The 23,609-nt window shown below is 53.1% G+C and carries 20 protein-coding genes; 13 read left to right on the top strand and 7 right to left on the bottom strand.

Annotation, left to right across the window (positions count from 1 at the left end; translation table 11 throughout):
* Positions 1–9 precede the first annotated feature (9 nt).
* Complete coding sequence (locus MK110_02300) at positions 10–981, bottom strand: bile acid:sodium symporter family protein (GenBank protein MCH2210104.1); 972 nt, start codon at positions 979–981, stop codon at positions 10–12.
* Between the two features lie 67 nt (positions 982–1,048).
* Positions 1,049–1,507: a hypothetical protein gene (locus MK110_02305; GenBank protein ID MCH2210105.1), complete on the bottom strand. Its 459-nt coding sequence runs from the start codon at positions 1,505–1,507 to the stop codon at positions 1,049–1,051.
* A 162-nt stretch (positions 1,508–1,669) separates the two neighbouring features.
* On the opposite strand from MK110_02305, the gene miaA reads away from it, so the two are divergent.
* From miaA to MK110_02320, 3 genes are all read left to right on the top strand, one after another.
* Complete coding sequence (gene miaA / locus MK110_02310; protein MCH2210106.1) at positions 1,670–2,635, top strand: tRNA (adenosine(37)-N6)-dimethylallyltransferase MiaA; 966 nt, start codon at positions 1,670–1,672, stop codon at positions 2,633–2,635.
* 191 nt (positions 2,636–2,826) lie between these two features.
* Complete coding sequence (locus tag MK110_02315) at positions 2,827–3,855, top strand: zinc-binding alcohol dehydrogenase family protein (protein ID MCH2210107.1); 1,029 nt, start codon at positions 2,827–2,829, stop codon at positions 3,853–3,855.
* Positions 3,856–4,008: 153 nt separating this feature from the next.
* The gene (locus tag MK110_02320) at positions 4,009–5,274 is read left to right on the top strand and encodes a tagaturonate epimerase family protein (protein ID MCH2210108.1); all 1,266 of its coding nucleotides are present in this window, start codon (positions 4,009–4,011) and stop codon (positions 5,272–5,274) included.
* A gap of 110 nt (positions 5,275–5,384) precedes the next feature.
* Here the strand turns inward: MK110_02320 and MK110_02325 are convergent, their stop codons facing one another.
* Positions 5,385–5,642 carry a hypothetical protein gene (locus tag MK110_02325; GenBank protein MCH2210109.1) on the bottom strand — a complete coding sequence of 86 codons (258 nt, stop codon included), beginning with the start codon at positions 5,640–5,642 and terminating at the stop codon, positions 5,385–5,387.
* A gap of 41 nt (positions 5,643–5,683) precedes the next feature.
* Positions 5,684–7,231: an efflux RND transporter periplasmic adaptor subunit gene (locus tag MK110_02330; GenBank protein MCH2210110.1), complete on the bottom strand. Its 1,548-nt coding sequence runs from the start codon at positions 7,229–7,231 to the stop codon at positions 5,684–5,686.
* Between the two features lie 472 nt (positions 7,232–7,703).
* Between MK110_02330 and rpsO the strand changes: the two genes are divergently transcribed.
* From rpsO to dapF, 5 genes are all read left to right on the top strand, one after another.
* Positions 7,704–7,973 (top strand): 30S ribosomal protein S15, encoded by a 270-nt coding sequence (gene rpsO, locus MK110_02335; GenBank protein MCH2210111.1) that lies wholly within the window; start codon positions 7,704–7,706, stop codon positions 7,971–7,973.
* A 422-nt stretch (positions 7,974–8,395) separates the two neighbouring features.
* Positions 8,396–10,522 carry a polyribonucleotide nucleotidyltransferase gene (pnp, locus tag MK110_02340; GenBank protein MCH2210112.1) on the top strand — a complete coding sequence of 709 codons (2,127 nt, stop codon included), beginning with the start codon at positions 8,396–8,398 and terminating at the stop codon, positions 10,520–10,522.
* A 128-nt stretch (positions 10,523–10,650) separates the two neighbouring features.
* Positions 10,651–11,373 (top strand): ATP-binding protein, encoded by a 723-nt coding sequence (locus MK110_02345; protein MCH2210113.1) that lies wholly within the window; start codon positions 10,651–10,653, stop codon positions 11,371–11,373.
* Positions 11,373–12,788: a sigma-54 dependent transcriptional regulator gene (locus MK110_02350; protein ID MCH2210114.1), complete on the top strand. Its 1,416-nt coding sequence runs from the start codon at positions 11,373–11,375 to the stop codon at positions 12,786–12,788. The genes MK110_02345 and MK110_02350 overlap by 1 nt, the downstream gene beginning before the upstream one ends.
* A gap of 50 nt (positions 12,789–12,838) precedes the next feature.
* A complete protein-coding gene (gene dapF, locus MK110_02355; GenBank protein MCH2210115.1) occupies positions 12,839–13,663 on the top strand; it encodes a diaminopimelate epimerase in 825 nt (274 codons plus the stop codon).
* A gap of 3 nt (positions 13,664–13,666) precedes the next feature.
* Here the strand turns inward: dapF and MK110_02360 are convergent, their stop codons facing one another.
* Together MK110_02360 and MK110_02365 are read right to left on the bottom strand one after the other, a co-directional pair.
* The gene (locus MK110_02360; protein ID MCH2210116.1) at positions 13,667–14,446 is read right to left on the bottom strand and encodes a hypothetical protein; all 780 of its coding nucleotides are present in this window, start codon (positions 14,444–14,446) and stop codon (positions 13,667–13,669) included.
* A 107-nt stretch (positions 14,447–14,553) separates the two neighbouring features.
* A complete protein-coding gene (locus MK110_02365; protein MCH2210117.1) occupies positions 14,554–16,203 on the bottom strand; it encodes a GntP family permease in 1,650 nt (549 codons plus the stop codon).
* Positions 16,204–16,503: 300 nt separating this feature from the next.
* On the opposite strand from MK110_02365, the gene MK110_02370 reads away from it, so the two are divergent.
* From MK110_02370 to MK110_02390, 5 genes are all read left to right on the top strand, one after another.
* The gene (locus MK110_02370; protein ID MCH2210118.1) at positions 16,504–17,442 is read left to right on the top strand and encodes a sugar phosphate isomerase/epimerase; all 939 of its coding nucleotides are present in this window, start codon (positions 16,504–16,506) and stop codon (positions 17,440–17,442) included.
* Positions 17,443–17,462: 20 nt separating this feature from the next.
* Complete coding sequence (locus tag MK110_02375) at positions 17,463–18,956, top strand: sulfatase (protein MCH2210119.1); 1,494 nt, start codon at positions 17,463–17,465, stop codon at positions 18,954–18,956.
* 19 nt (positions 18,957–18,975) lie between these two features.
* Positions 18,976–20,295, top strand: a complete 1,320-nt coding sequence (locus MK110_02380; GenBank protein ID MCH2210120.1) for a PQQ-like beta-propeller repeat protein — start codon at positions 18,976–18,978, stop codon at positions 20,293–20,295.
* Between the two features lie 873 nt (positions 20,296–21,168).
* The gene (locus tag MK110_02385) at positions 21,169–21,591 is read left to right on the top strand and encodes a rhodanese-like domain-containing protein (GenBank protein MCH2210121.1); all 423 of its coding nucleotides are present in this window, start codon (positions 21,169–21,171) and stop codon (positions 21,589–21,591) included.
* Between the two features lie 241 nt (positions 21,592–21,832).
* A complete protein-coding gene (locus MK110_02390) occupies positions 21,833–22,024 on the top strand; it encodes a hypothetical protein (GenBank protein ID MCH2210122.1) in 192 nt (63 codons plus the stop codon).
* Between the two features lie 34 nt (positions 22,025–22,058).
* On the opposite strand, the gene MK110_02395 is transcribed toward MK110_02390, so the two are convergent.
* Entirely contained in the window at positions 22,059–23,591 is a 1,533-nt protein-coding gene (locus MK110_02395) for a Gfo/Idh/MocA family oxidoreductase (protein MCH2210123.1), read from the bottom strand.
* Positions 23,592–23,609 lie beyond the last annotated feature (18 nt).

Genomic DNA, 23,609 nt, shown 5'->3' on the forward strand with positions numbered 1-23,609 from the left:
GCAACCGTTTCAGCCGTTGTGTGTTGGGCCTGCCAGATGCCAGACACTGGCCAAAACGGTTCCGGTCAGCATGCAGCCGAACGTGTACAGAATGCACGGAATCACGGCAGGAGACCCTTCTCCGAACAGGTGAATGGCGAGGGCAGTACCCGCACCGGCATTCTGCATTCCGACTTCCAGAGTGAGTGCCCGACGCATTGGCTCCGGCAACCTCACGGCGAGTCCGCCGAAATACCCGGCAAGATATCCGCATGTGTTGATGATCCCAAGGATTCCCAGGACTGTCCACGCCGCCTCCTGCAGCGCGTCTCGTTTGAGACCCACGGCGATCGCAATAATTGCCAGAATGGCCAGATTTGCAGAAATTCCGGACGCGGCGAGTACCTTTGTTGAGAAGCCTCCCCAACGTCGACACAGCAGATGTCCGCAAATGACCGGGAGTACAATCGTCAGTCCCAGCATTTGAACCGCTTTGGCTCCGTTATAATTGACATCGTCACTGAGAGTGAATCCAAGAATCAGTGGAACCACAAGCGGCGAAAGCAGAGTGGCTGATGTGGTTAGACTGACGGAGTAGCTGACGTTCCCGTATGCAGAAAGCGTCAGTACGTTGGACGCCATGGCGCCTGGTACGCATCCGACAATTAATATTCCGGCTGCCATCTGAGGATCCGGCTGAAACACCTGAACGGTTGTCCATGCGAGCAGCGGCATACTGACGTACTGGATTGCGGTGCCGGTCATTACGGTTGGCCAGCTTCGGAGCAGAGCATTCACTTCATGGATCGGCAACAGCGTGCCAATACAGAACATGACGACTACGATCAGACAGTTAATACCTGTACCGCCGGCGGCAGCAAACGGATCGAACGGCAGGCCCAGTTCGGGCCACAGGAACGCAGCTGCCGAACTTATCAGCAGCCAGACCAACAGGAATTTCCGGAGCATGTTTTCGAGGACACTGAGAGAGAGCACGGCCATGACTCAGCAACGGCAACGGCCTACTGCAAACTGTCAGAGGTTGCCGGTGACTGCTGACGACATCATGTCACTTCGCCAGTTGTTCTGCAATCAGCTGCTCTGCAAGCAGCTGGTGTCGAATCGCCGTTCCTGTACGCAGCGATTCCATGATATTAACTTCCGTGACCATGACGCCCAGCATCCCTCCCGGCGGTTCGAACAGAATTTGTTCCTGCAGCAGACATCCGCCTGCGGCGGGCGAAATCGTTTGGGTATACTCCCACGACTGCGCGGGCCCCATAACCTGTTCAGCGATAATCTGTGAGTCGGTGACTTTCGTCCAGCGGTGCTTCAGAACCTGCCGAAATCCTCCTGTAACAATCGAAAAAGAAATTTCTTCTCCGGCAGTTACAAATTCCGGCGCTTCCAGGATTTCAATTTCCAGGTCGGGGTCGGTGATCAGCGAAAAGTTGGAGACCGTGCCGAGATAATCTCGCATCGTGGCCGGGGCACATTCGAAATTTGCAGACAGTGAAAACTGACCCATGGTCGATTCCGGTCAATTGCTGAACGTATGGGTGGCGATCCCGGCCGTATCTCCTGTAAAAAAGAGCGAAACGTCAGTCTGTTTTCGCTGTATTTCCCTGTGGGAAAGTGCATCCATTACAGCTCAGCATAACTCAGAACCAGGCCAGGTCGATAATTCGTTATGAAGTTTCCTGCCGAACTGCTCAAACAATGCTGGTTTCTGACGGGACCCACGGCAGTTGGAAAAACGTCTGCCACACTGCGGATTGCCAAAGATTTTAATGCCGAAATACTTTCGCTGGATTCGATGGCCGTGTATCGCCGTATGGACATCGGAACGGCAAAACCGACACAGTCCGAACGGCAGTCCGTTCTGCATCACCTGATTGACCTGGCGGATCCTCATCACGAATTCAGTGTTGCGGAATATCTGCGTGCGGCAGTGTCGGCGGTCGAAGATGTACTCAGTCGCGGTCGCATTCCGCTGTTTGCCGGCGGAACGGGGCTGTATCTGCGGGCAATTTTGCGAGGACTATTTGATGGACCACCAGCCAACTGGTCTCTGCGTCACCGAATGGAACAGCTGGCTCAGCAGCATGGACCGGAGTACCTGTACCATCAGTTGATCACTGTTGATCCGCCGACTGCGGCGCGACTGCACGTGAATGATCAGCGCCGTATCATTCGTGCGCTGGAGGTATACGAGGTCACGGGAGTTCGTCTGTCGGCTCAGCAAAAAAATGCAGTTCTTCCTGTGTCCCAACAGCCGGCAGCTGTGTTCTGGCTGGAGCCAAATCGCGAATGGCTGTGTGACCGTATCGACCGACGGGTTGAGGAGATGATGCAGCGCGGGTTACTGGAAGAGACTCGTCGGTTGCTGAACATCTGTCCAGCTCCCGGACGAACGGCCCGACAGGCGCTTGGATACCGTGAGCTGATTGCTCATCTGGAGGATGGTCTGCCACTGCAGGAATGCGTGGATCTGATCAGGGTACGCACGCGACAGTTTGCAAAACGACAACACACCTGGTTTCGAAACATGGAAGAATGCTGCAGCATCTCTGTACGCCCCGATGAATCGGAATGTCAGTTGGTCGACCGGATTCTTAACGAATTCAGAGCATGTGAGGACATTTCCGGTCAGTGACGTGTCGTCAGCTTGCATGCCTAAGACCTGTCCACTACAGCAGATCATGAAAATTCCGTCGTGAGTTTCGGTTTTCCGACAGGTATACACTGGGTCAGGACTTCCGTATCAGTCACGAATCGGTGTGTCCGCGCAGCGGGATGATCCGTCTAAAAAAGACTGGTGTTAACCGGACCATTCAGGAAAGACTGATGAAAGCAATTCGATTTGATGAGCCGCGTCGGCTGATTCCGGTGGACGTTCCGGACCCTGGGGATCCGCGACCAGGTCAGGCCCTGGTCGGTACTCATCAGATGGGGATCTGCGGCACTGACATCAGTGGGTACCTGGGCAAAATGCCGTTCTTTAGCTATCCCCGTATTCCAGGACACGAACTGGGTGTCGAAGTTCTGGCGGTTGCTGATGATGTCACCGGTGTCAAAGCAGGTGACCGGTGCAGTGTTGAACCTTATATGAACTGCGGACACTGTTATGCGTGCCGTGGTGGCCATCCCAACTGCTGCGAATCGCTTGAAGTCATTGGGGTGATGGTCGATGGCGGATTGTGCGAACGGTTTCTTATTCGGGCGGATAAGCTGCATCCCTCTGAGCATCTGTCGATGGAACAACTGGCGATTGTGGAGACACTGGCGATTGGTCGTCACGCTGCAAATCGAGGTGAACCTCAGGCCGACCGGCACGTGCTGATTATTGGCGCCGGACCGATCGGGCTGGCGACGCTGGAATTCACACGACTGTCCGGGGCGATCATTACGGTTCTGGACATGAATCCGGAACGACTGGAATTCTGTAAATCAAACTATGGAGTCGCTCATACTATTTTATATACCGGTGATGGAACAGAACTGAAACGTGTGCTGGAGATCACCGGCGGGGATCGCTATGCCCTTGTGACGGATGCAACGGGCAGTCGGCAGTCCATGTCGAATGCTGTTCAGTATGTGGCACATACGGGAAGCCTGGTATATGTTGGTATTACAACTCAGGAGCTCTCCTTTCCCCATCCGGCAATACACAAACCGGAACTGACAATTAAGGCGTCCCGGAATGCTTTGCCGGCGGACTTTCCGGCTATTATCAAACTGATTGAAGACGGCACCGTCAATACGGAGCCCTGGATCACTCACCGGACAACTTTCGATTCAGTTGTTGACGACTTTGATTCATTCACAAAGCCGGAAACCGGTGTGATCAAGGCTGTCATCAGTGTGGCCGACTGAATACCGAAGTCGGACCTGCAGGCAGAATGCCGACTTTTTCAACTGTCGCTGCCGATCCGCAGATCAAACCTGAATGTTTTACAAGCCGATGATTTTAGAAACGCGGAATTTAAGCCGTCGGCACGGATCAACTTTTGGAAGATTGAACTCAGAATGAACTGCGAAACACTTGGGCTGGCTCCTTCGTTTGGATTTGGAGATCGTATCGGTACGGCGACCCCCGGTCATGTGGAGTCGATGAAGCGCGCGGGGTCAGGAATTGAACCCGTGTTTCCGCAACAGTCCATTCGCGAGATGACTCGAACGCGACGGACGGCCCGACAGGTGATGGACGATGCACTGATTGGAGCACGCACAGCGGGCTGGACCGGTCGTGTCGGGGCCGACGCCGATCATCTGAAGACTACGGAAGACGTCGACGTTACGGTCGCGGCCGGTTTTACGTTTTTTACGATTGATCCGTCGGACCATGTGGACCAGGCGGCCGACGACTACCGCGAATCAGAAATTCGTACTCGGTTTGAAGCGGTTCGGGAATCAGCTCCGTGGTTCCGTGAGTACACCGGACACAGCATTTCGCTCTCAACAGGGACAACGGTGGAACTGTCAGAAGAAGCCTGTATGCGGGCCGCCGTCAAATACGGACCGGCAATCGCTCACGCTCAGGAAATGGGAAGTTACATCAAAAAGGTGCACGAGTCCGTCGGTCGCGATCATGAGATCGAATTGTCTGTGGATGAAACAGCACAGGCGACAACTCTGGCCGAACACTACATCGTTGCCGACCAGTGTCTGCAGAGCGGGATGAAGCTGGTCAGTCTGGCGCCTCGCTTCATCGGTGATTTCGAAAAGGGAGTGGACTATAAGGGTGATTTAGATGCCCTTGAAGCATCGCTTTCAGAGCATGCGGCAATTGCTGAGTTACTCGGTGGCTATAAACTGAGTCTACACTCGGGATCAGACAAATTGTCGATGTACAGTGTGCTGGCCCGGACAACGCAGGGACGATTTCATGTCAAGACTGCGGGGACCAGTTATCTGGAAGCGCTCCGCGTGGTGGCTCGACATGATGCGGACTTGTTTCGTCGTATCATTAGTTTTTCCCGAAGTCGCTATGAAACAGATCGCGCTACGTACCATGTGTCTGCAACATTGGATTCTGCACCGACAGTGGCCGATGTCAGTGATGTGGTGGAATTGGAACGCGAATACCTGGAACTTTGGTCTGAGGTTCCCGAGGGCAGGGGATTTAGCCGGCCTGGTCGGCAGATTCTTCACTGTACGTTTGGATCCACATTGACGGATCCCGAGCTGGGTCCGGCTGTTCGTTCTGTACTGGACGAATATCCGGAGACGTGGACCGATGTTCTGGCAGAGCATTTTGCCAGACATTTACAGGCACTGCAGAACGGGATGTAGGCACGGGACAGGTGTCAGTAATGGTTTGACGGTTTTGGTTTCCGACTGAACTCGGTGACTTTCCCAAATGAGCGATCAGTCGAACCAGCGCAAACATTGCTATGTGGTGATCAGTTCACACACGCGTTCACCTTCCGGCAGGTAATACCAATAAGCAGGTTGTCCGGTTCGGATTCTATCGCTGCCACGACATTTGCCGCCTTCAAAACATTGGTGTTGGCCAGCTGCAGCTCATCGCTGTCCTGCCTGTGTATGTGACACTCCCTATTTTCAGACTCCGCCGCCAGCAGGTTGTGCGGTCCCCGGTCGCTGATCTTCTCCGCATATCCTTCCGGACCGTGGTTCAGGACGAACAGTTGACCCCACATCGTGTTAAGTCGTCGCCGACATTTTAGAACGATATTCGAATTTAATGAGTATGCCCGTGATGGGGATCAACAGGACCACCGGACTGGCTGTGGAGTGCCATCTGCATCCGGTGTGCTCCTGTCCATGCGATCCGATTGCCCGGTGAAATTGCTCCATTACGTTCAATCACAACGAACAGTGGGTCACGATATTTAACACGAACGGCAACACGGTCGAAATGTGGGCCATGTTTTCTGAATACGTAGTTCTCGGCTCCCTGTTTCGCGACCGCCTGGGCTGGAAGCACAAGCTGATTTGGCCAGCGACTGAAGGGGATTCGTAATTGTACGCGTTGTCCGATTAACCATGCCCATTCCACAAAACTCGCATCGCCACGATGATGTGTGCCGGTGATATGGTTTGAAAGTGCTGCGAAGAACCGGATTGACCGGGACTCGGGGTCCACTTCGTTTTGCAGATATTCAATATGCAGTTCTTCGACCGTTTCCAAAATTCCTCCGGGCTGTTCGAATACTGCGGTGACACTGTATTGTTCGCGCAGTGCCAGTCGCAGAGTCGGGATGTCCTGTTCCAGCGCCCGTCCTTCAATCAGCAGTTCACTGTAATCCTTCAGAACGCACAATGTGGTTCCTGCAGAAACCACCTGTCCCTTATGGACATTGAGACGTTCCAGGATCAGCAGTCGGCTGACTTCGGCCGACCTGTGATGTTCTTTTGCTTTCTGAGACAGACTGGCCGGCTGATGCTGTTGTCGGTCAGTCTCGCTGCTGTCGGCCGCGGGAGCAAACAGTTCGAGCTCACGGATGAGTCGACGGCTAGTGACGATGGACTGAATCTGTTTGTTGGAGAGTCCGTGGAGTTTCAGTGACTCACGCTGAGCGTTCTGCAGTGATGTGAGTTTGTCTCGTTCATACTCTCGTTCCAGCAGCAGTCTGCCGGGAACCGCCTGACTGCGGGTCACTTCTCTCAGCCGTTCAATTTCATGTTCCGCCACATCCAGTTCGCCGATGGTCTGGAGGAACTCGGTCTGGAGCTGAAGCAGATCTTCGTGCGTCAGCCGAATACGGAACAACAGGCTGCCAGGAGGAACCGCTTCCCCCTGAGTGGTGTGAACATGAGTGATCATTCCGGTCATTGGTGTTGCCACCTGCACGTCCGTGCGCCCGGATCGTGCCACGACCTCCCCCGGTACGGTGATGGGGCGCCAGAATGCATTCAATTCAACCGTGCGAATCTGTTCTGAGACAAGTCCCAGATTCCTTTGAGCTTTGGCTGACAACTCCAGCATATTTAATTGATGGTCAGGTGAGTCATTTGAGTGTTGATGACTGTCAGTGTGATTATGTCCGTGGCCACCATGATCATCTTTGCCGTGGGTTCCGGTGCGGTCATGCGCATGCCCACCATCACGATCAGTGTGAGGCGACGCTGGGGAACCGGGTGTATCGCTTGCCGGCGTGGACTCCGGGTTTGGCCTGGATATCAGAGCCGGAAGCGGAGGCATCCATTGTCGTACCGCCGCAGTTCCTGCCACGAAGACTGCAATGAGTATCACGGGGCTGAAGATTCGACTGGACTGGTTATTCATCGGATGCCCGTGTTTAAGCTGTGCTGAACGTGGTCATGCTTCAGATAGGTCGGGTTAACCAATTTTGCCGGATGCGTACCTGTTGGATGTTACGGGGAAAACGATCCAGCAAGTTTAACAGTAATAGAAAGACTGGAGGTCGATAAATTCACGAAGAGCTGCAGGACCCGGCCTGTGACCGGGCAAATCGGGGTTGCCTTCCGTTGAGTCAGCCGAAATTCAGTGTCTGCCGGAAGTGCCTTAATTGCAGGGAATCCCTTCATTTATCGTGAATTGTCGATCCTGGCCTGAGGATTCGGTCGATCGGCAGCAGATCTGGATTGATCGGGAGGACAACGTCGGTACAATTTCGGCACCTGACAGGGAGCCCGATTGCCGTGTTCCCGATTCTCGTTTTCGCAGTAAAGCGTTTCAGGGTTTCGAGGGTAGCATGCCTTCGTCTGCCCCGCTTTGTGCAGTTCAAAGGTTTCTTATGGCAATTTCGCCGGAATTAAAACAACGTCTGATCAAGGAATTCGGACGGGGAGAAGGTGATACGGGGTCGCCCCACGTTCAGATTGCTGTTCTGACCCACGGAATTCAGAATCTGACGCAGCACCTTAAAACTCACAATAAGGATCATTCGAGCCGTCGTGGGCTCCTGGCAATGGTTAGTAGACGCCGTCGTCTGCTGGATTATCTTAAGGCGAAAACTCCCGAAGATTATGTAACCATTATCGGCCAGTTGGGAATTCGTAAATAGTGATGAAGAGCGTCGCGAATTCGACGCTTTTGTTTGTAGGTGTGTTGAGTTGCTGTGTGGCAATTCAGCATGGGAACCTGACGTTTGGAATGTTTGTGTCCAGGTCAGAGTGTTCCGTTGATGATTACAGATAGTTGTTTGTTTGCTGACTGCTGCCGCAGGTCTGTCGCGGAGTGCCGCCACCTGGGGCGACTTTGGAGTTGTCGGAAATTGCAGGCGTAGCTGATGTTGTTGACGCCCACCGGATTTTCTGAAAATCCAGTATTGGTCGTTGCCGGAGACATTTGACGTATCTTGTATGCACCGGGATGGTGCTCTGCTTGCGTTCCTGATGCCGTGAAGTTGCTTTACGTGCGAAATACGTGACTTGATTCTGCGATCATGCAGTCTTTGCTCCGGCTAAGCCGGGTAAGGAACTGATCGTGAAGAATGTGACTGTTGATTGTCAAATTGGAGGCCGCACATTATCTCTCAATTCCGGCCAGCTGGCAAAACAGGCCAGTGGATCTGTGTTGATCCAGCTGGGAGAAACAAGTGTTTTTGTAGCCTCTCAGACCGGACCATCTCGTCCGGGAACTAACTTTTTCCCACTGACCGTTGACTACCGAGAACGTTTTGCGGCAGCTGGTAAATTCGCCGGGGGATATCTCAAACGAGAAGGTCGTCCAACGACGCGTGAGATTCTCACCTGTCGATTGACAGACCGTCCAATTCGTCCATTGTTTCCTGACGGATTCCGGGACGAAGTCCAGGTCATGTCCAATGTGATGTCCGTCGATGGGGAAAACGATCCGGACGTCTTGAGTATCACCGGTGCCAGTGCTGCACTCATGATTTCGGGGATGCCGTTCCGCGGTCCCATTGCTGCTGTGCGCATTGGGCTGATTGATAATGAGCTGATCCTGATGCCGACCGTTCAGCAACAGGCAGAAAGCACGCTGGACCTGATCGTCGCTGGTTCACAAGACGCGGTATTGATGATCGAAGGATTTGCCGATCAGCTGCCGGAAAAGGAAATGGGCGATGCAATCATGTTTGGTCACAAACATGTCCAGACTTTGTGTCGTCTCCAGGAAGAACTGGTGAAAGAGCTGGGGGTCGAAGCACCCGAAATTCCGACTCCGGTTGATAATCCGTTTGACAAAATTCTGCAGTCTGACGCGGCAGATAAACTTCGCGATGCAAAAACGTCAGGTGATAAGAAAGATCGCAATGACAATGTTCGCGAACTGAAAGCTTCGCTTCTTGAAAAATATTTCCCGGAAGATGCCGAAGAGACTGCCGATGGGCTCACCAAGGCACAGTTTGGCGATGCGTTCTACAAGCTGGAAGCCCAGATCGTTCGCGATCTGCTGCTCAGTGGCAAACGACTTGACGGACGTGCTCCGGGAGACCTGCGGGATGTTTCCTGCGAAGTGTCCCGCATTCCACAAGTTCATGGTTCTGCCGTGTTCACGCGTGGCGAAACACAGTCTTTGGCGACCATTGCCCTGGGAACAACGCGCGACCAGCAGCGCAGTGACGGTCTTTTCGGCGAACAGGCCGATCGATTCATGCTGCACTATTACTTTCCGTCCTTCTCTGTCGGCGAATGTCGTCCGATTCGAGGCCCAGGGCGTCGTGAAATCGGTCATGGCTGTCTGGCGGAACGATCCGTTAAGCCCGTTATACCGGACTCCGATAAGTTTCCGTATACGATTCGCATCATCTCGGATATTCTCGAATCGAACGGCAGCAGCTCAATGGCCTCCGTCTGCAGTGCCACACTGGCACTGATGGATGCAGGTGTTCCCATTCGTCAGCCCGTGGCCGGAATTTCGATTGGACTCGTTCAGGAAGGTGACAGTCACATTCTTCTGACCGATATCATGGGCGAGGAAGACCACTTCGGAGAAATGGACTTCAAAGTGGCGGGCACTGGTCGCGGTGTTACGGGAATTCAGCTGGATCTGAAGAATGATGGCATCACCGAGGATGTGATTCGCGAAACGCTCGATCAGGCGCTTGGTGCTCGTAAAAATCTGTTGCGAACGATGCTGGGTGCCATCCGCCGTCCGCGACAGGAGGTTGCTGCAACTGCGCCACGACTGGTTCAGACCAGCATTAATCCTGAAAAAATTGGTCTGTTGATCGGACCTGGCGGTAAGACGATTCGGGCAATGCAGGAAGAGACTGGTGCCCAAATCGATATTTCCGAAGATGGCACTGTGACGATTTCCGGAGAGAATGCTGCTGCCGCTGATGCCGCTCTGGCCCGCGTGGAAGCTCTGACCGAAGAGATTCAGGTTGGCCGGATTTATAACGGCAAGGTTACATCCATCAAAGATTTTGGAGCGTTCATTGAAATCGCTCCGGGCAAAGACGGATTATGTCACATTAGTGAACTGTCAGACGGCTTCGTTAAGAACGTTAACGACGTTTGCAGCGTGGGCGATGTAATGGATGTCAAAGTCATTGCCGTCGACGATCAGAATCGTGTCAAACTTTCTCGTAAGGCCGTTCTCGCTGAGAATGCTCCGGACGAAGAGGAAGAAGCAGTCGAGTTCTGATTCGGTGTTTGGCAAGACTCTCACTCAGAGCTGAATCCTGAATGTCGTTCGCAATCCAGCTGCTCTGTCTCCCTGTCGGGAGACAGAGACTGTTCTCCGGGCCTGTCTCGGCACTTCCGGATCATCCTATGACATCCAATCTGGCGAGTTCCGAACGCGAGCGTCTGCAGGCCAGGAGTACCGAACTGGCTACGTTGGCCGGTGGACTGGCCCATGAGATTCGTAATCCACTTTCGACAATCGGTATGCATCTGGAGCTATTGGCCGAAGATCTCGATCAGGAAGAATCAGCTCGCTCCAGACGGATGCTGGAGCGAGTGACCAAGCTGCAGCACGAGTGTCATCAGCTGGAGGAAATTCTCAACGCGTTCCTGCAGTTTGCACGCGCCGGTGAACCACAGCGGGAAGTCGGGAGTCTTAACGAAACGGTCACCAGATATTTGGAGTTTCTTGATCCGCTGACGGGTGAGCATAACGTGGAGGTGCGGCCGCATCTTGACGCAAATCTTCCGGAGATCCCGCTGGATACAGCTCTGTTCCGGCAGGTGCTCAACAATTTGGGCCGTAATGCACTGCAGGCAATGCCGGATGGTGGAACTCTGGAGTTCATCACAACCGTTCGGGATGGTAAGATTGTTCTGGAAGTTATCGACACCGGCCGTGGAATGGACGAAAAAACGCGAGATCGAATGTTCCAGGCATTTTTTTCGACACGATCCAGCGGCAGTGGACTGGGATTGCCGACTGTGAGACGTATTATTGAAGCCCATAACGGCACAATAAGTTGTGACAGTGAGCCCGGTCAGGGGACTCGATTCACGGTTCAGCTGCCAATCCATTTCCAACCGTAATGACTGAAGACGCCAGCGAAGTTCCTGATCTGACAGCTATTCCAATCCGCGTGCTTGTGGTGGATGACGACGAAAGCCATGCGCAGGCCGTTGCGGAGAGCCTCAGTCGTATCAATTGCGAGTGCCAGGTTGCGGCATCCGGTGAACGCGGTTCCGGACTGATCACCAGCGATTCATGGGATGTGATTGTCACAGATCTCCAGATGGGTGACATCAACGGTCTGGAGATCCTGAGGCTGGCTAAAGACGAGTTGCCGGACGCGGAAGTCATCGTTCTTACCGGCCACGGATCCATTGCATCGGCCGTCACGGCCATGCAGCACGGGGCCTATACGTATCTGACCAAACCGCTCGATATTACAGAACTTCGATCCGCAGTCGAGAAAGCGTCGGCGCGTTTACGACTGATTCGGCGCAATGCTGAGCTGCGTCGGTCACTGGAAGAACGCTTTGGTTTCGAGGGTGTGATCGGCAACAGCCCTCAGATGCACCACATCGTCACTCAGCTCAAGAGTGTCGCGCCGACCGACAGCACTGTGCTGATTCACGGTGAAAACGGTACCGGTAAGGAACTCGTTGCGAAAGCTCTGCATCAAAACAGTCCTCGCAAGAGCAAACCATTTGTCCCACTCAATATTTCAGCTTTGCCGGACAGTATTCTCGAGAGTGAACTCTTTGGTCATGAACAGGGAGCGTTCACCGGGGCCATCGGACGGAGGATTGGAAAATTTGAGCACGCCAATGGAGGGACGCTGTTTTTGGATGAAGTCGGTGAGATGCCGATGGAAACCCAAATCAAACTGTTGCGCGTCCTGGAAGATCGTCGCATCACACGGCTGGGAGCCAACGATGAATTTAATGTCAATGTACGCCTGGTAGCGGCCACCAATGCGAACCTCAAACAAATGGTGGCAGACGGATCATTTCGAGAGGATCTGTATTATCGACTGATGGTCGTCAGCATTGAGTTGCCTCCACTCAGAGACCGTCCGGGCGACATCCCGCTGCTCATGGAACATTTCCTGCGCGACTTGTCCAAGAAAACCGGACGCGAAGCTCATGGATTTTCCAGAACGGCCAGACTGGCATTGCTCAGTTACGACTGGCCCGGCAACATTCGGCAGTTGAGAAACACGATCGAAAGTATGCTGGTGATGGACACGGACGGACTTTTGGACGTCGACGGTTTGCCGGCTGAGATTGCTCAGCTGGTCGGTGGAGACATGGAACCTGGTGAAAGTGGCCGGCCATCCGGTGCTGATTCGCTCATCGGTCGTCCACTGGACGAAGTGGAAAAATATTATATCCAGAGAGCGCTTGATTTGACTGACGGGAACCGCGAGGAGGCTGCCCGGTTGCTCGGTAAAGGAGAACGAACGATTTATCGCAAGATTAAAGAATACGAACTCAAGTAGACAGAATATCATTCGTTTGATTCTGCATCTGCCCGATGTCAATGGTGCAAATGCCTCCTTTTCCTTTCATCAAGATGCACGGAGCTGAAAACGACTACGTTTTCTTCGATGGCTTCACCGGGGTACTGCCGCCGGACCCTGTGAGTCTGGCACGTGAAATCTGCACTCGCCATGCTCACGTTGGGGCTGACGGAATCATCTATATGATTCCTCCACCGGATGATTCCTGCGACGTCGAAATGCACATCTGGAATGCCGACGGGTCCGTGGCGCAAATGTGTGGAAACGGGGCTCGCTGTATAGCGGTCTGGATGAAGAGAGAAGGCCGCATTCAGGACGTCTGTCGTATATCCGCAGGCATGCGAGTTATCACTGCCCGGAATATCATGGATGGAGTTCGCTTCGGATCCGCCATGGTGGAAATGGGATCACCTCATCTGGTGACGTCCGACTGTGGCCGGATGATTGAACTGGACGATCTGACCAAATTCACTGTTCACTGCGTACATCTTGGCAATCCGCACGCTGTGGTATTTGTGGATGAACTCAGCGATCAGCTGGTCCGGACTGCCGGCCCGCAGATCGAGCACCATCCGGGTTTGCCGGAACGGACGAATGTTGAATTTACGGTCTTTCGTAATGATCAGGAACTCGAAGTACGAGTCTGGGAGAGGGGCAGTGGAGAAACCCGATCCTGCGGTTCCGGTGCCTGTGCCGTGGTTGCTGCCGCAACGCATACCGACCTGATCACAGGAAACCGGCCGTGCCGGGTCGTCCTGCCTGGTGGACCGCTGGAGGTGCTGTGGAAAGATGACGGTCAAATTCAGTTGTCAGGTCCGGTGGAAATTGCATTCACCGGTATCCTGTCCGGTTGACGATCAGGACAGTCCGATGATTTCATTTCGTGCGTCATGTCGCACCGACTGTGAATAATGATAAACGTCGATGTCGTCACTGACCTCAGTCGCCGTCCGCACCAGGAGTTCGATCCAGTGCGGGCAGTTCACTGCTGTGTAAGCAAACTGCAGTTGCTGCAGCATTTTGTCCGGTTCCACAGTCAGATCAGGATACAACACCGGTCCGGTGTCCGTCTGGTAAATGTTGTCACGTTCGTTAGCGTTCATTGTTTTAACGGGGTACTCCATTACTGCCGAATAGCGGTCAGTCTCAATGGTTGTTCTGGCATTCAATACCATGTTATTCAGAGTCGCCTGAACAATATCGGCTGCTGAAGTCAGTTCAGTTCCACTGCATTGGGCGATATCAATACGTACGCTGTCAAATGCGTCCGCGATTTTTCCCCGCTGACGTTCGGACTGGGTTCCACTGCCGGGTGGATACAGTTCCACACCATCACTGACCTGAGCATATGTCTTAACGTTCATGAATTCTGTGTCAGAAAACACGGGAGCAAAGTCAGCGTTTGGGACCAGCCAGATGTCACGGGGTACGCCCACACGTTCCGTCTTGCAACTGGCGCCCAGCACAAAGGACTGTGTCAGATCTGTTACCCGGTCTGTCACCTGCAGACGACACTCAATCTGTATTCGGGCGTTGTTAAGACTGTATGCCGGCCTGTGGCTGGCCGTTTGAAGCGGTTTCTTTTCGGTATCGATGCGAAAAGTGAGAAATGACCGCGAGAAATCTATCGTGACCATTAGATGAGTCTTTTGATTGAAGTTGTCGGGATTCTGTACGAAACCGTGTGTGGGTGTGCCGACACGACAGATGTCGGATATTTTGTACCGGAAACCGGGACTGTCGGCTAAGGATTTGGAAGCAGGATAACAGCGGCGATCACCGCCAGCAGGCCGGCAATCCCCATGACGGTTCCAAAGGGCGAAATGAACTTCAGACCCTGCGTCTCCGTCATTCCCGACATTTTCGTAATGATCCAAAATCCGCTGTCGTTCATCCAGGCAATTGGTTTGGAACCACAGCCGACCGCCAGCGCCATATACAGCGGAGCGACGTCAACCGCACCTGACGTTACCAGCGGCGCAAAGATTCCGGCAGATGTCATCATCGCGACTGTCGCGGAACCCTGAGCGGTTCTGACTCCGGCCGTGACCAGAAACGCTGCAACCACCAGTACGATTGGGGACATTGTCGGCAGTTCGTCAAGCAGACTGGCGACGTTGGTCTGAAACAGAATTCGACCGAACGCTCCGCCGGCACACGTAATCAGCAGGATGGCTCCGGCGCTGCCGATGGCAGACTGCATTGCCTCAGACATCGTCTGTCGGGACGGCCGGACGTTCCAAAGATAAATCGTCAGTGCGACGCCTGCTGAAATCAGCAGGGCAATGTTCTTATTGCTCAGAGTCTCCACGATCGGATTCATCAGCTGTGCCAGTCGGGGTGAAACCCAGTTTACCGGCGATTCAAGTGAGGCCCACAGTGCCGGAAGTGAAATCAACACCACAGGAAGTCCGATGGGTAACAGTGCCAGCCATACCGGTGGCAGTTCGGATTCATCCTTTTGAGCGGTTGCTTCCAGAATTGCTGTGTCTTCTTCGGGGACATTCAGGGTTGTAATCCGGTTAACCATTGAAGCCCACAACAGCCCGGCGGTGGCTGCCACCACACCCACGATCGTGCCGCCCAGAATCATCTGCGACAGTTCCACATGAAATATTTCAGCAACTGCAAGAGGTCCCGGTGTGGGTGGCACAAGGGAATGTGCCATTGACGCACCGGCCACAATCGCCAGGACATACAGCAGATAATTGGCACCGGTCTGAATCCGCAGTACCTTGGCAATCGGGATCATTAAATAGAAGACAGTGTCGAAGAACACCGGGATTCCCAGAATGAAACTGCTGACCGTCAGTGCTGTTGGAGCCAGTCGCTGGCCCAGTAATGTCAGAACTGATCGTACAACTCGTTCTGCGGATCCACTGTCCAGCAGACAACGACCAATCACGGAAGCACATACAATGATGATCGCCAGTTTGCCAAAATACTCTCCCATGGCTGTCGTCACTCTTGTGAGTGCCGGCTGACTGGCGCGACGTACTGAAACCTGTGCATGTCTGCGCGGTACCACAACGTCACCGGGTGTGACTGAGTCAAAGGACGTTGAACCGGCGGAGAGCAGTTGCTCATTGGCCATTCGGGCTTTCGCGACCGAAATTAGTGTGGCGGAGTCCGACTCGTCTGATAAGCCAGGGGCAATGAGCAGCACATCGTCGTCTGTCTTAACACTTCCGGACAGTTCTATGGAGTTACCGTCAACACGTCCAACCTGGCCTGAGTTTTGGCTGATGAATGCTTCAAATACCATTTCACGTGGTGTCAGGCCTGCAACCAGGATCGCACCCAGTGTGAGTGCCAGAAACGCAGGGAGCCGTGCAAATACGATGCTGCCAATAACAACGATCAGACCGGCAATAAGAATAAGAAGAATGTTCATACATATCTCCGTAGAAGTTAAGACAGCCATTCTTATCAGAGTTGAGTAACAAAACAATCCACAGGTTTTCCTGATCACATAGCGTCACTGAGCATCAGCAGGGTGGATTAACCGGCGGGAAGTGACGTACTGCGACTGTAATCCTGGTTGATACTGCAGTCAGGGACCAGGTCAGCAGGTTCCATTATTCACGCGACTGCCGATCGGGCACGATGACCCGTAGTTGTGTGTCGCGAGTTGCATGCCTACGATGGAGCACATGTTGTCAGACCGTCTCCTGTTAACCAGTGCCGTCACCCGATGATTTCTGACCGACGTACATTTCTTACGACTGCCACTTCATTTACCGCGGCCACCATGTTTGCCGCTGTCGATCCGTTTGAAGGACCCGCTATGTCATCCGGTATCCGATACTGTTTCAATACAAGTACCATTCGCGGCCAGGAATTGTCGATTGAAGAACAGATCGATGTGGTTGGCAAAGCCGGCTATGACGGGATCGAGCCCTGGATGGAGGACCTTGTGGCGTTTAAGCAGGCGGGTGGCAGTCTGAAAGATCTCGGTAAACGAATCAGCGATCACGGGCTTACTGTCGAGAGTGCGGTCGGGTTTGCTCACTGGATCGTGGACGATGAAGATGCCCGTCGAAAAGGTCTCGAAGATGCGAAACACGACATGGATCTGCTGCGCGAAATTGGTGGTCTGAGAATTGCTGCACCTCCGGTGGGTGCACAGAACGGTCCTGTGCTGGACCTTTCCGACATCACCGACCGCTACAGGGCCCTGCTGGCAGTGGGCGAGGCCGCGGACGTCGTCCCGCAACTTGAAGTCTGGGGCTTTAGCACGAATCTCCACAGGCTTGGTGACTCTGTTGCGGTTTGCGTTGAATCAAATCACCCCAAAGCCTGTCTTCTGCCGGACGTGTACCATTTGTACCGTGGCGGATCTGATTTTCAGGGGCTGGAGCTGTTGTCTGATGACGCGATTCACGTGTTTCATATGAACGACTACCCCGACTCTCCGCCGCGAGGAGAGCTCGACGACAGCGATCGTGTGTATCCGGGGGACGGTACTGCACCGCTGACGGATATTCTGCGGTCGATTGCCGGAGGCGGAAAAAGTGTTGCACTTTCTCTGGAGCTGTTCAATCAGGAGTACTGGAAGCAGGATGCTCTGGTAGTTGCCTCCACGGGTCTGCGAAAGATGCGGGATGCAGCCGATGCTGCGGGTCTCTCCTGATCGTGCACGAGGGCCTGTTGATGCGGATCCATTCGCCTTTGATCCTGATCCTGTTCTTTGCAGCTATCAGTAAGTTATGTGCGAGTCAGGTGGCGAATGCTGATGAGCAGCCTGCCAACATTCTGATGATTGCCATCGATGACCAGAATGACTGGATAGGATGCCTTGGAGGCCATCCGCAGATTCAGACACCGCACATTGATGCGCTGGCAAAACGCGGAACTCTGTTTCTCAACGCTCATTGTCAGTCACCGCTGTGCAATCCTTCTCGAACGAGCCTTATGACCGGTTGCCGACCCTCGACAACCGGTGTGTACGGGTTAGCCCCATGGTTCCGCGACGTTGTGGAACTCCAGAATATGGTTACGTTGCCTCAACATTTTGCCCAACACGGATGGAAGACATTTTCTGCAGGGAAAATCTTCCATGGCGGTTACGGAACGAAGAGGATCTACCACGAATTCGATGTGGTTGGGCCTCCGCCGGAAGTAGGCGTTCGGCCCGCAACAAAACTGGTGAATACTCCGTCGAATCATTCTTTGGTGGATTGGGGCGAATTTCCACACCGTGACGAAGATAAAGGCGACTATGTCGTCGCCAGCTGGGTCGTCGACCAGTTGCAAAAGGAGCAGACAAAGCCGTTCTTTCTGTCGGCGGGATTTTTCTTACCTCATGTCCCCTGCTACGCCACGAAAAAATGGTTTGATTTGTATCCGGAACAAATGCTGCAACTGCCACCGTTTCTGAGGGGGGATCGTGACGACACACCGCGATTCTCATGGTACCTGCACTGGGAGCTTCCGGAGCCGCGACACGACTTTCTGGTATCTTCCGGACAGTGGAAGAATCTCGTTCGGTCCTACATGGCCTGTACAAGTTTCGTTGACAGCCAGGTAGGACGAATTCTCCACGCGCTGGAGAAAAGTCCTTACGCCAGGAACACGATTATTGTTCTGTGGTCGGATCATGGATGGCATCTGGGTGAAAAGCGGATTACCGGGAAAAACAGTCTGTGGGATCGTTCCACTCGTGTGCCCCTGATTTTTGCAGGACCGCACATTCCGGAAGGCGGAAGATGTGTCGAACCGGTCGAACTGTTGGATATCTATCCGACACTGTCTGATTTCTTTCAATTGTCCTCACCTGGACACCTGGAGGGTCACAGTCTGGTACCACAGCTGCGAAATCCGACATGCGAACGAACCTGGCCTGCGATTACCACGCATAATCACGACAACCACGGTATTCGCAGTCGTGACTGGCGATTCATTCAGTATGCCGACGGGACAGAAGAACTTTATGATATGCATAATGATCCTGATGAATGGCATAACCTGGCGTCAGATGATCAATATGCCGGCGTCATAGAACAGCATCGTCACTGGGTCCCGGTGAGTCGCGGTCCGGCTTCTGGAAGCCAGCAGCGAATCCTGGTGCGGTCTGCCGATGGAACCGTCACGTGGGAAAACAGAGAGATTGTGCCGGATGAACCTGTTCCGGAACTCACAAACTGACCAGCGACAGAAATTCAGTATGCATATGAATCTTCATGTACTTGTTCGGGCTTTCTTACTGTTCACGGGGCTTTTCATCTGTACGGTTGGATTCGGAGCTGAATCCGGCTGGCCGTCGCGTTTCGGGCCACGTGGCAACAGTAACGTACCGCTGGATGAGGCAGCCGGTATCCCATCGTCGTGGGACGAAGACACCGGAGACAACATCAGCTGGAAGACAGAGCTTCCGGAATTCGGTCATTCGACACCTGTGGTGCTCAATGGTCGGATCTGGCTGACATCGGCTTCAGAAGACGGCCATCGTCAGTACCTCAACTGCATCGATGCTGCTACGGGCCGCCAAATACATCACAGACTACTGTTTGAAAATGAAGACCCCGAACCGCTCAATAATCCGGTGAACACATATGCCTCGCCCAGCTGTATCGTGACGGAAGAGGCTGTCTATGTTCATTTTGGTTCCTACGGTACTGCCAGAGTCAATCCGGAGTCTCTTGAGGTTATTTGGCAGCGGCGCGACATAGAATGTCGCCACTTCCGAGGCCCAGGTTCTTCTCCCGTTGTGTACAGAAATTTGCTGATCCTGACGTTTGACGGCATTGATGTGCAGTTCCTCACTGCGCTTGATATGGAAACCGGCGAGACCGTCTGGTCGACTCCTCGCAGCACCGATTACGGAGATCTCGACGAAAACGGGAAACCCGCACGGGATGGTGACATCCGTAAGGCATACAGCACTCCTGGCCTTGTCGATGTTCATGGGCGGACACAGGTGATCTCTGTGGGGTCGCGAGCTGCCTTTGGGTACGACGCCGATACAGGTGAAGAAATATGGACCATCCGTCATGACGATTTCAACGCAGCAGCCCCTCCGGTCTTCTTCCAAAATCTGGCGATTCTGAATACCGGATCCAGTGGAGCAAACCTGATTGCTGTTGATCTCAATCCATTAACACAGGGAGATATTACGGATTCGTCTTACGTTGTCTGGGATCGTCACCGAGGCAATTCACGAATGGCATCGCCGTTGCTGTATGGCAGTCACGTCTTTATGGTGACACACGGAGGCGTGGCTGTGTGCGTCGAGGCTGCGACAGGTCGTGAGTTGAACAAAGTCCGTCTTGGTGGCACGTTCATCTCATCCCCGATCGCGGCCAACGGGTTGATCTACGTCGGGAATGATGAAGGAACCGTAGTAGTGTTTCGGGCGAATGCGTCTCTTGAAATTGTCGCCCGCAATAAACTGACAGAAGGAATGCGATCGTCACCGGCCGCAGCAGACGGGCGACTTTTTCTGCGAACAAAGAAGCACCTGTACTGTATTCTTTCGACGCAGTAGTATCTTTATGATACTTCGCAAAATCGAATGCGACATGTATCAGCGTAACCTGTCTGCGTGATTGTGATTTCTTTTGGTTGCCTGTTGTGCACACAGCGAAATCAGAAATCGAGATGCACGATTCGTCAGGTAATCAGCCGAACAAATTTCACTTTGCAGGGTCGAATATCGGCCTTGTCGTTACGAGCTTCGATCCGGACATCTGTGTTCCTGCTCTGGAAACAGCGGACGAGATGCTTCGAACAACCAGACGCCGTTCGCCATCCGGAATTATTCCATTCGTTGCACATGTATCTATTTCACCGTCTGGTTATCACGTACTGTCAGCATTGCACACCGCGGATGTTCCTCGTCCGGAATTGACTGTGAAATGCCTGGATAGATCTGCCAATGGTTCCTGACGGTGATGCGGAAGTGAAACGACTGCTGCCCGTTATGACATCAGGTATTTGCACCGGACCGGAACCGGGGATGGCATGTCCCGTAGAAGAGGCTGCTCCTCCCCAGGCTACAGCATGAACACACAAAACAGCCAGCAGTCCGTTTTCTTTGTCGTTATGACAGATTTCTGACGCAAACACATGTTAGAAACATCTGACCACAGACCGGGCGATTTGAGAATACCCCGCTTCCCGCGATCGCAGTATTTCCCGTTGCACGCGATCAACGATTTCCTGTAGAGCACAGGCAATTCCTGATCGTTGATCCTGCTGCCACAATGGTTGCTGTGTTTTGACAATGTTTGAGGACAGTACTGAAACAGTCACAACACTTGCACTGCATCACTTCCGGATTCAAACTGGCGGAACACACACATCATTCAGGTTGATTTTTACTGTTCCGTTCCCGATAAACGAATGACAGGAGTCTGAAATGACAACCGTCCGATTCCGCCGCTCTGCTGTCCTGCTTTTTCTGTTCCTGCCTGTGATCTGTGAGGGCAAAGACAAGCCGACGTTTACGGAATCAGGTCATACAACTGACCATCTTAAGATGGTGAAGAGGAGCCTTGTAAAAAACACTGCCGTGCTGCTTGATGTTCGTGAATACAGTGAGTGGAAGGCAGGGCACCTGGAACAGGCTGATCTGCTTCCGCTGAGTATCATTCGCAGCGGAAGACTGACGGATAAGCAGAAAAAAATGTTGCCGAAGGATAAGCCTGTGTACTGTCACTGCCGAAGTGGTGGTCGAGTACTGGCCGTTTCAAAAATTCTGCGGGGCAGGGGCTACGACATCAGGCCGTTGAAAGCAGGGTACTCTGATCTGCTTAAAGCCGGGTTTGAAAAGGCGAAGTAGCACACCTGGCCCTCTGGCAATTTTGCAACTGTATATGGACGCGTCGGACAAATGTTCGCATATGAACTCTAAGCGACTCGTGCCGGAGATCGCTCGAAATCCAACATTGCTGCGTATTTGTTACCGGCTGTGTAGAAAGAAAACTTTTCTTTCCACGAATTCGGAGATGTTCCCTCAGATATTCATGCCGCATTAACCGTGGCACCGAGCCGGTTCCTTATCTTTCGAACGAACGCCTCTTATGCCCGCTGGTGGGAAGCACGCACCCTGTGGGGAAACCTGGTCAAAATTAGCGGCAAACCTGGCCATTAAAGTGGCTAACCTGGTTCAGGCTGATGACGATGACGGACTCTGCGACAACATTCGAGTGACCGTGCAGGACGTGTTTGATCGGCGCCAGGAACGCAGTCAAAATCAGACGCGGGTGCAATAACGGCGAGCCGGCTATGCGGCCACCTTACAACTCACTACGAAGTTACCTGTACGTCGGTTTCCGGTGCGTCGTCACTGGCCGGGTCGAACCACGACTCTTTGAACTCAATTCGTTTTTTATGTTTCATTGCCAGGTTGGCAGTGAGAGCCATGATGGCGTCGGCCATGGCGATCCGACCGTCGCACCTTAACTCATTTCGACCCGTACGCACGCAGTAGCAAAAGTGCTCCATTTCTTCCTTATATCCGCGACTGACGGTCTCAGCTGGGCCGCTCTTGCTGGCTACTGCCGGTGCCGACGTCTCGTAGGAATCCAGTGCCGCGCCTCCTTTGGTGCCTTCGATTGCCCAGATTCGCTGTTCGACTCCACCAGGACTGGCTTTACTTGCTTCTTTATAAAGTAAAGCTTCTTTTTCAGTCTTCATGACGAGTGTCGCACGACTTCCGAACACTGCTTCACCATAGGGTTCCCAGCGATTTGTGTTCATGGAAGAGTAGGTCACGACGCTGATATCGCGTTCATTCTGTTCATATTGCTTACCGGGAAATTCAAATGTGACAAAGATCTGGTCGTCGATGTCACGAATATCTTCCTGAGCCGACTGCGGACCAATACCTTCGATACCGAAGAAATTCTTTCCGCCGTATCCCTGAACAGCAATGGGGTGTACTTTCCCGAGAAAAATACTGGCAGCATCAAGTTGATGACTTCCCAGTTCCGCCATGAGCCCGCCACCGGTTTCGTTGTACAGACGCCAGTCGACCAGCTTTCTCGCATTGTCATAACCGAACTCTCTGAGCGAGCCGTCCTTCTCCATGTCAACCAGAAGTTTTTTGTCTTCGGGGTGAGCTTTTGCAAATGCGTCCCATTTTTGCCACGCATCGCTCTTCGGAAAACTGTTATTGCGGTGCCACTGAGCTCGAATGAATTTGATATCTCCCAGCACACCCTGTTCTGTCAAATGAGCTGCGTTGGCATACAGAACGCTGTAATGTCGCTGATGACCGACAGCCAGTTTGAGATCTTTTTTATCAGCCAGTCGAATCATTTCCTTGCAGGCGGTTACCGTTTTGGCCATTAGCTTTTCACACAGCACGTGCAGCCCGGCTTCCATGCATTCAATTGCGACGGGCGCGTGCTGGTTGAGAGGCACTGCAATCACCACGGCTTCCAGACCCAGTTCGTCTTTCTTCGCAAGCAGGTCACGATGGTTGCTGAATGTCTTCACTTTGGTGTGATCCGGCCCCAGAACCTTGATCAATCCCTTCCGTGCTACCGGATGACTGCCCTTGAACGTTCTGTCGATATTGGCAGGACGAAGATCTGCAATGGCGACGATCTCCATATAATCCACGGGGTGCTCACTGATCAGTACATTGCCTTCGTCACCGGTACCAATGAACGCTGTGCGGACGGGTTTACCCTTGAGTTTATTGTATCCAAAGTAGAGCGCCCCGAGGCCGGCACCGGCAGCAGCACTACTCTTGAGAAATTCGCGACGTTCAACGCCGACTGTCTGGCCAAAGTTGTGTTTTCCGGTTGCCTGCTGTTCGGGTGTCAATTGCACGATATTTCTCCTTAACAA

The sequence above is a fragment of the Fuerstiella sp. genome (genome assembly GCA_022447225.1).
GTDB lineage: Bacteria > Planctomycetota > Planctomycetia > Planctomycetales > Planctomycetaceae > S139-18.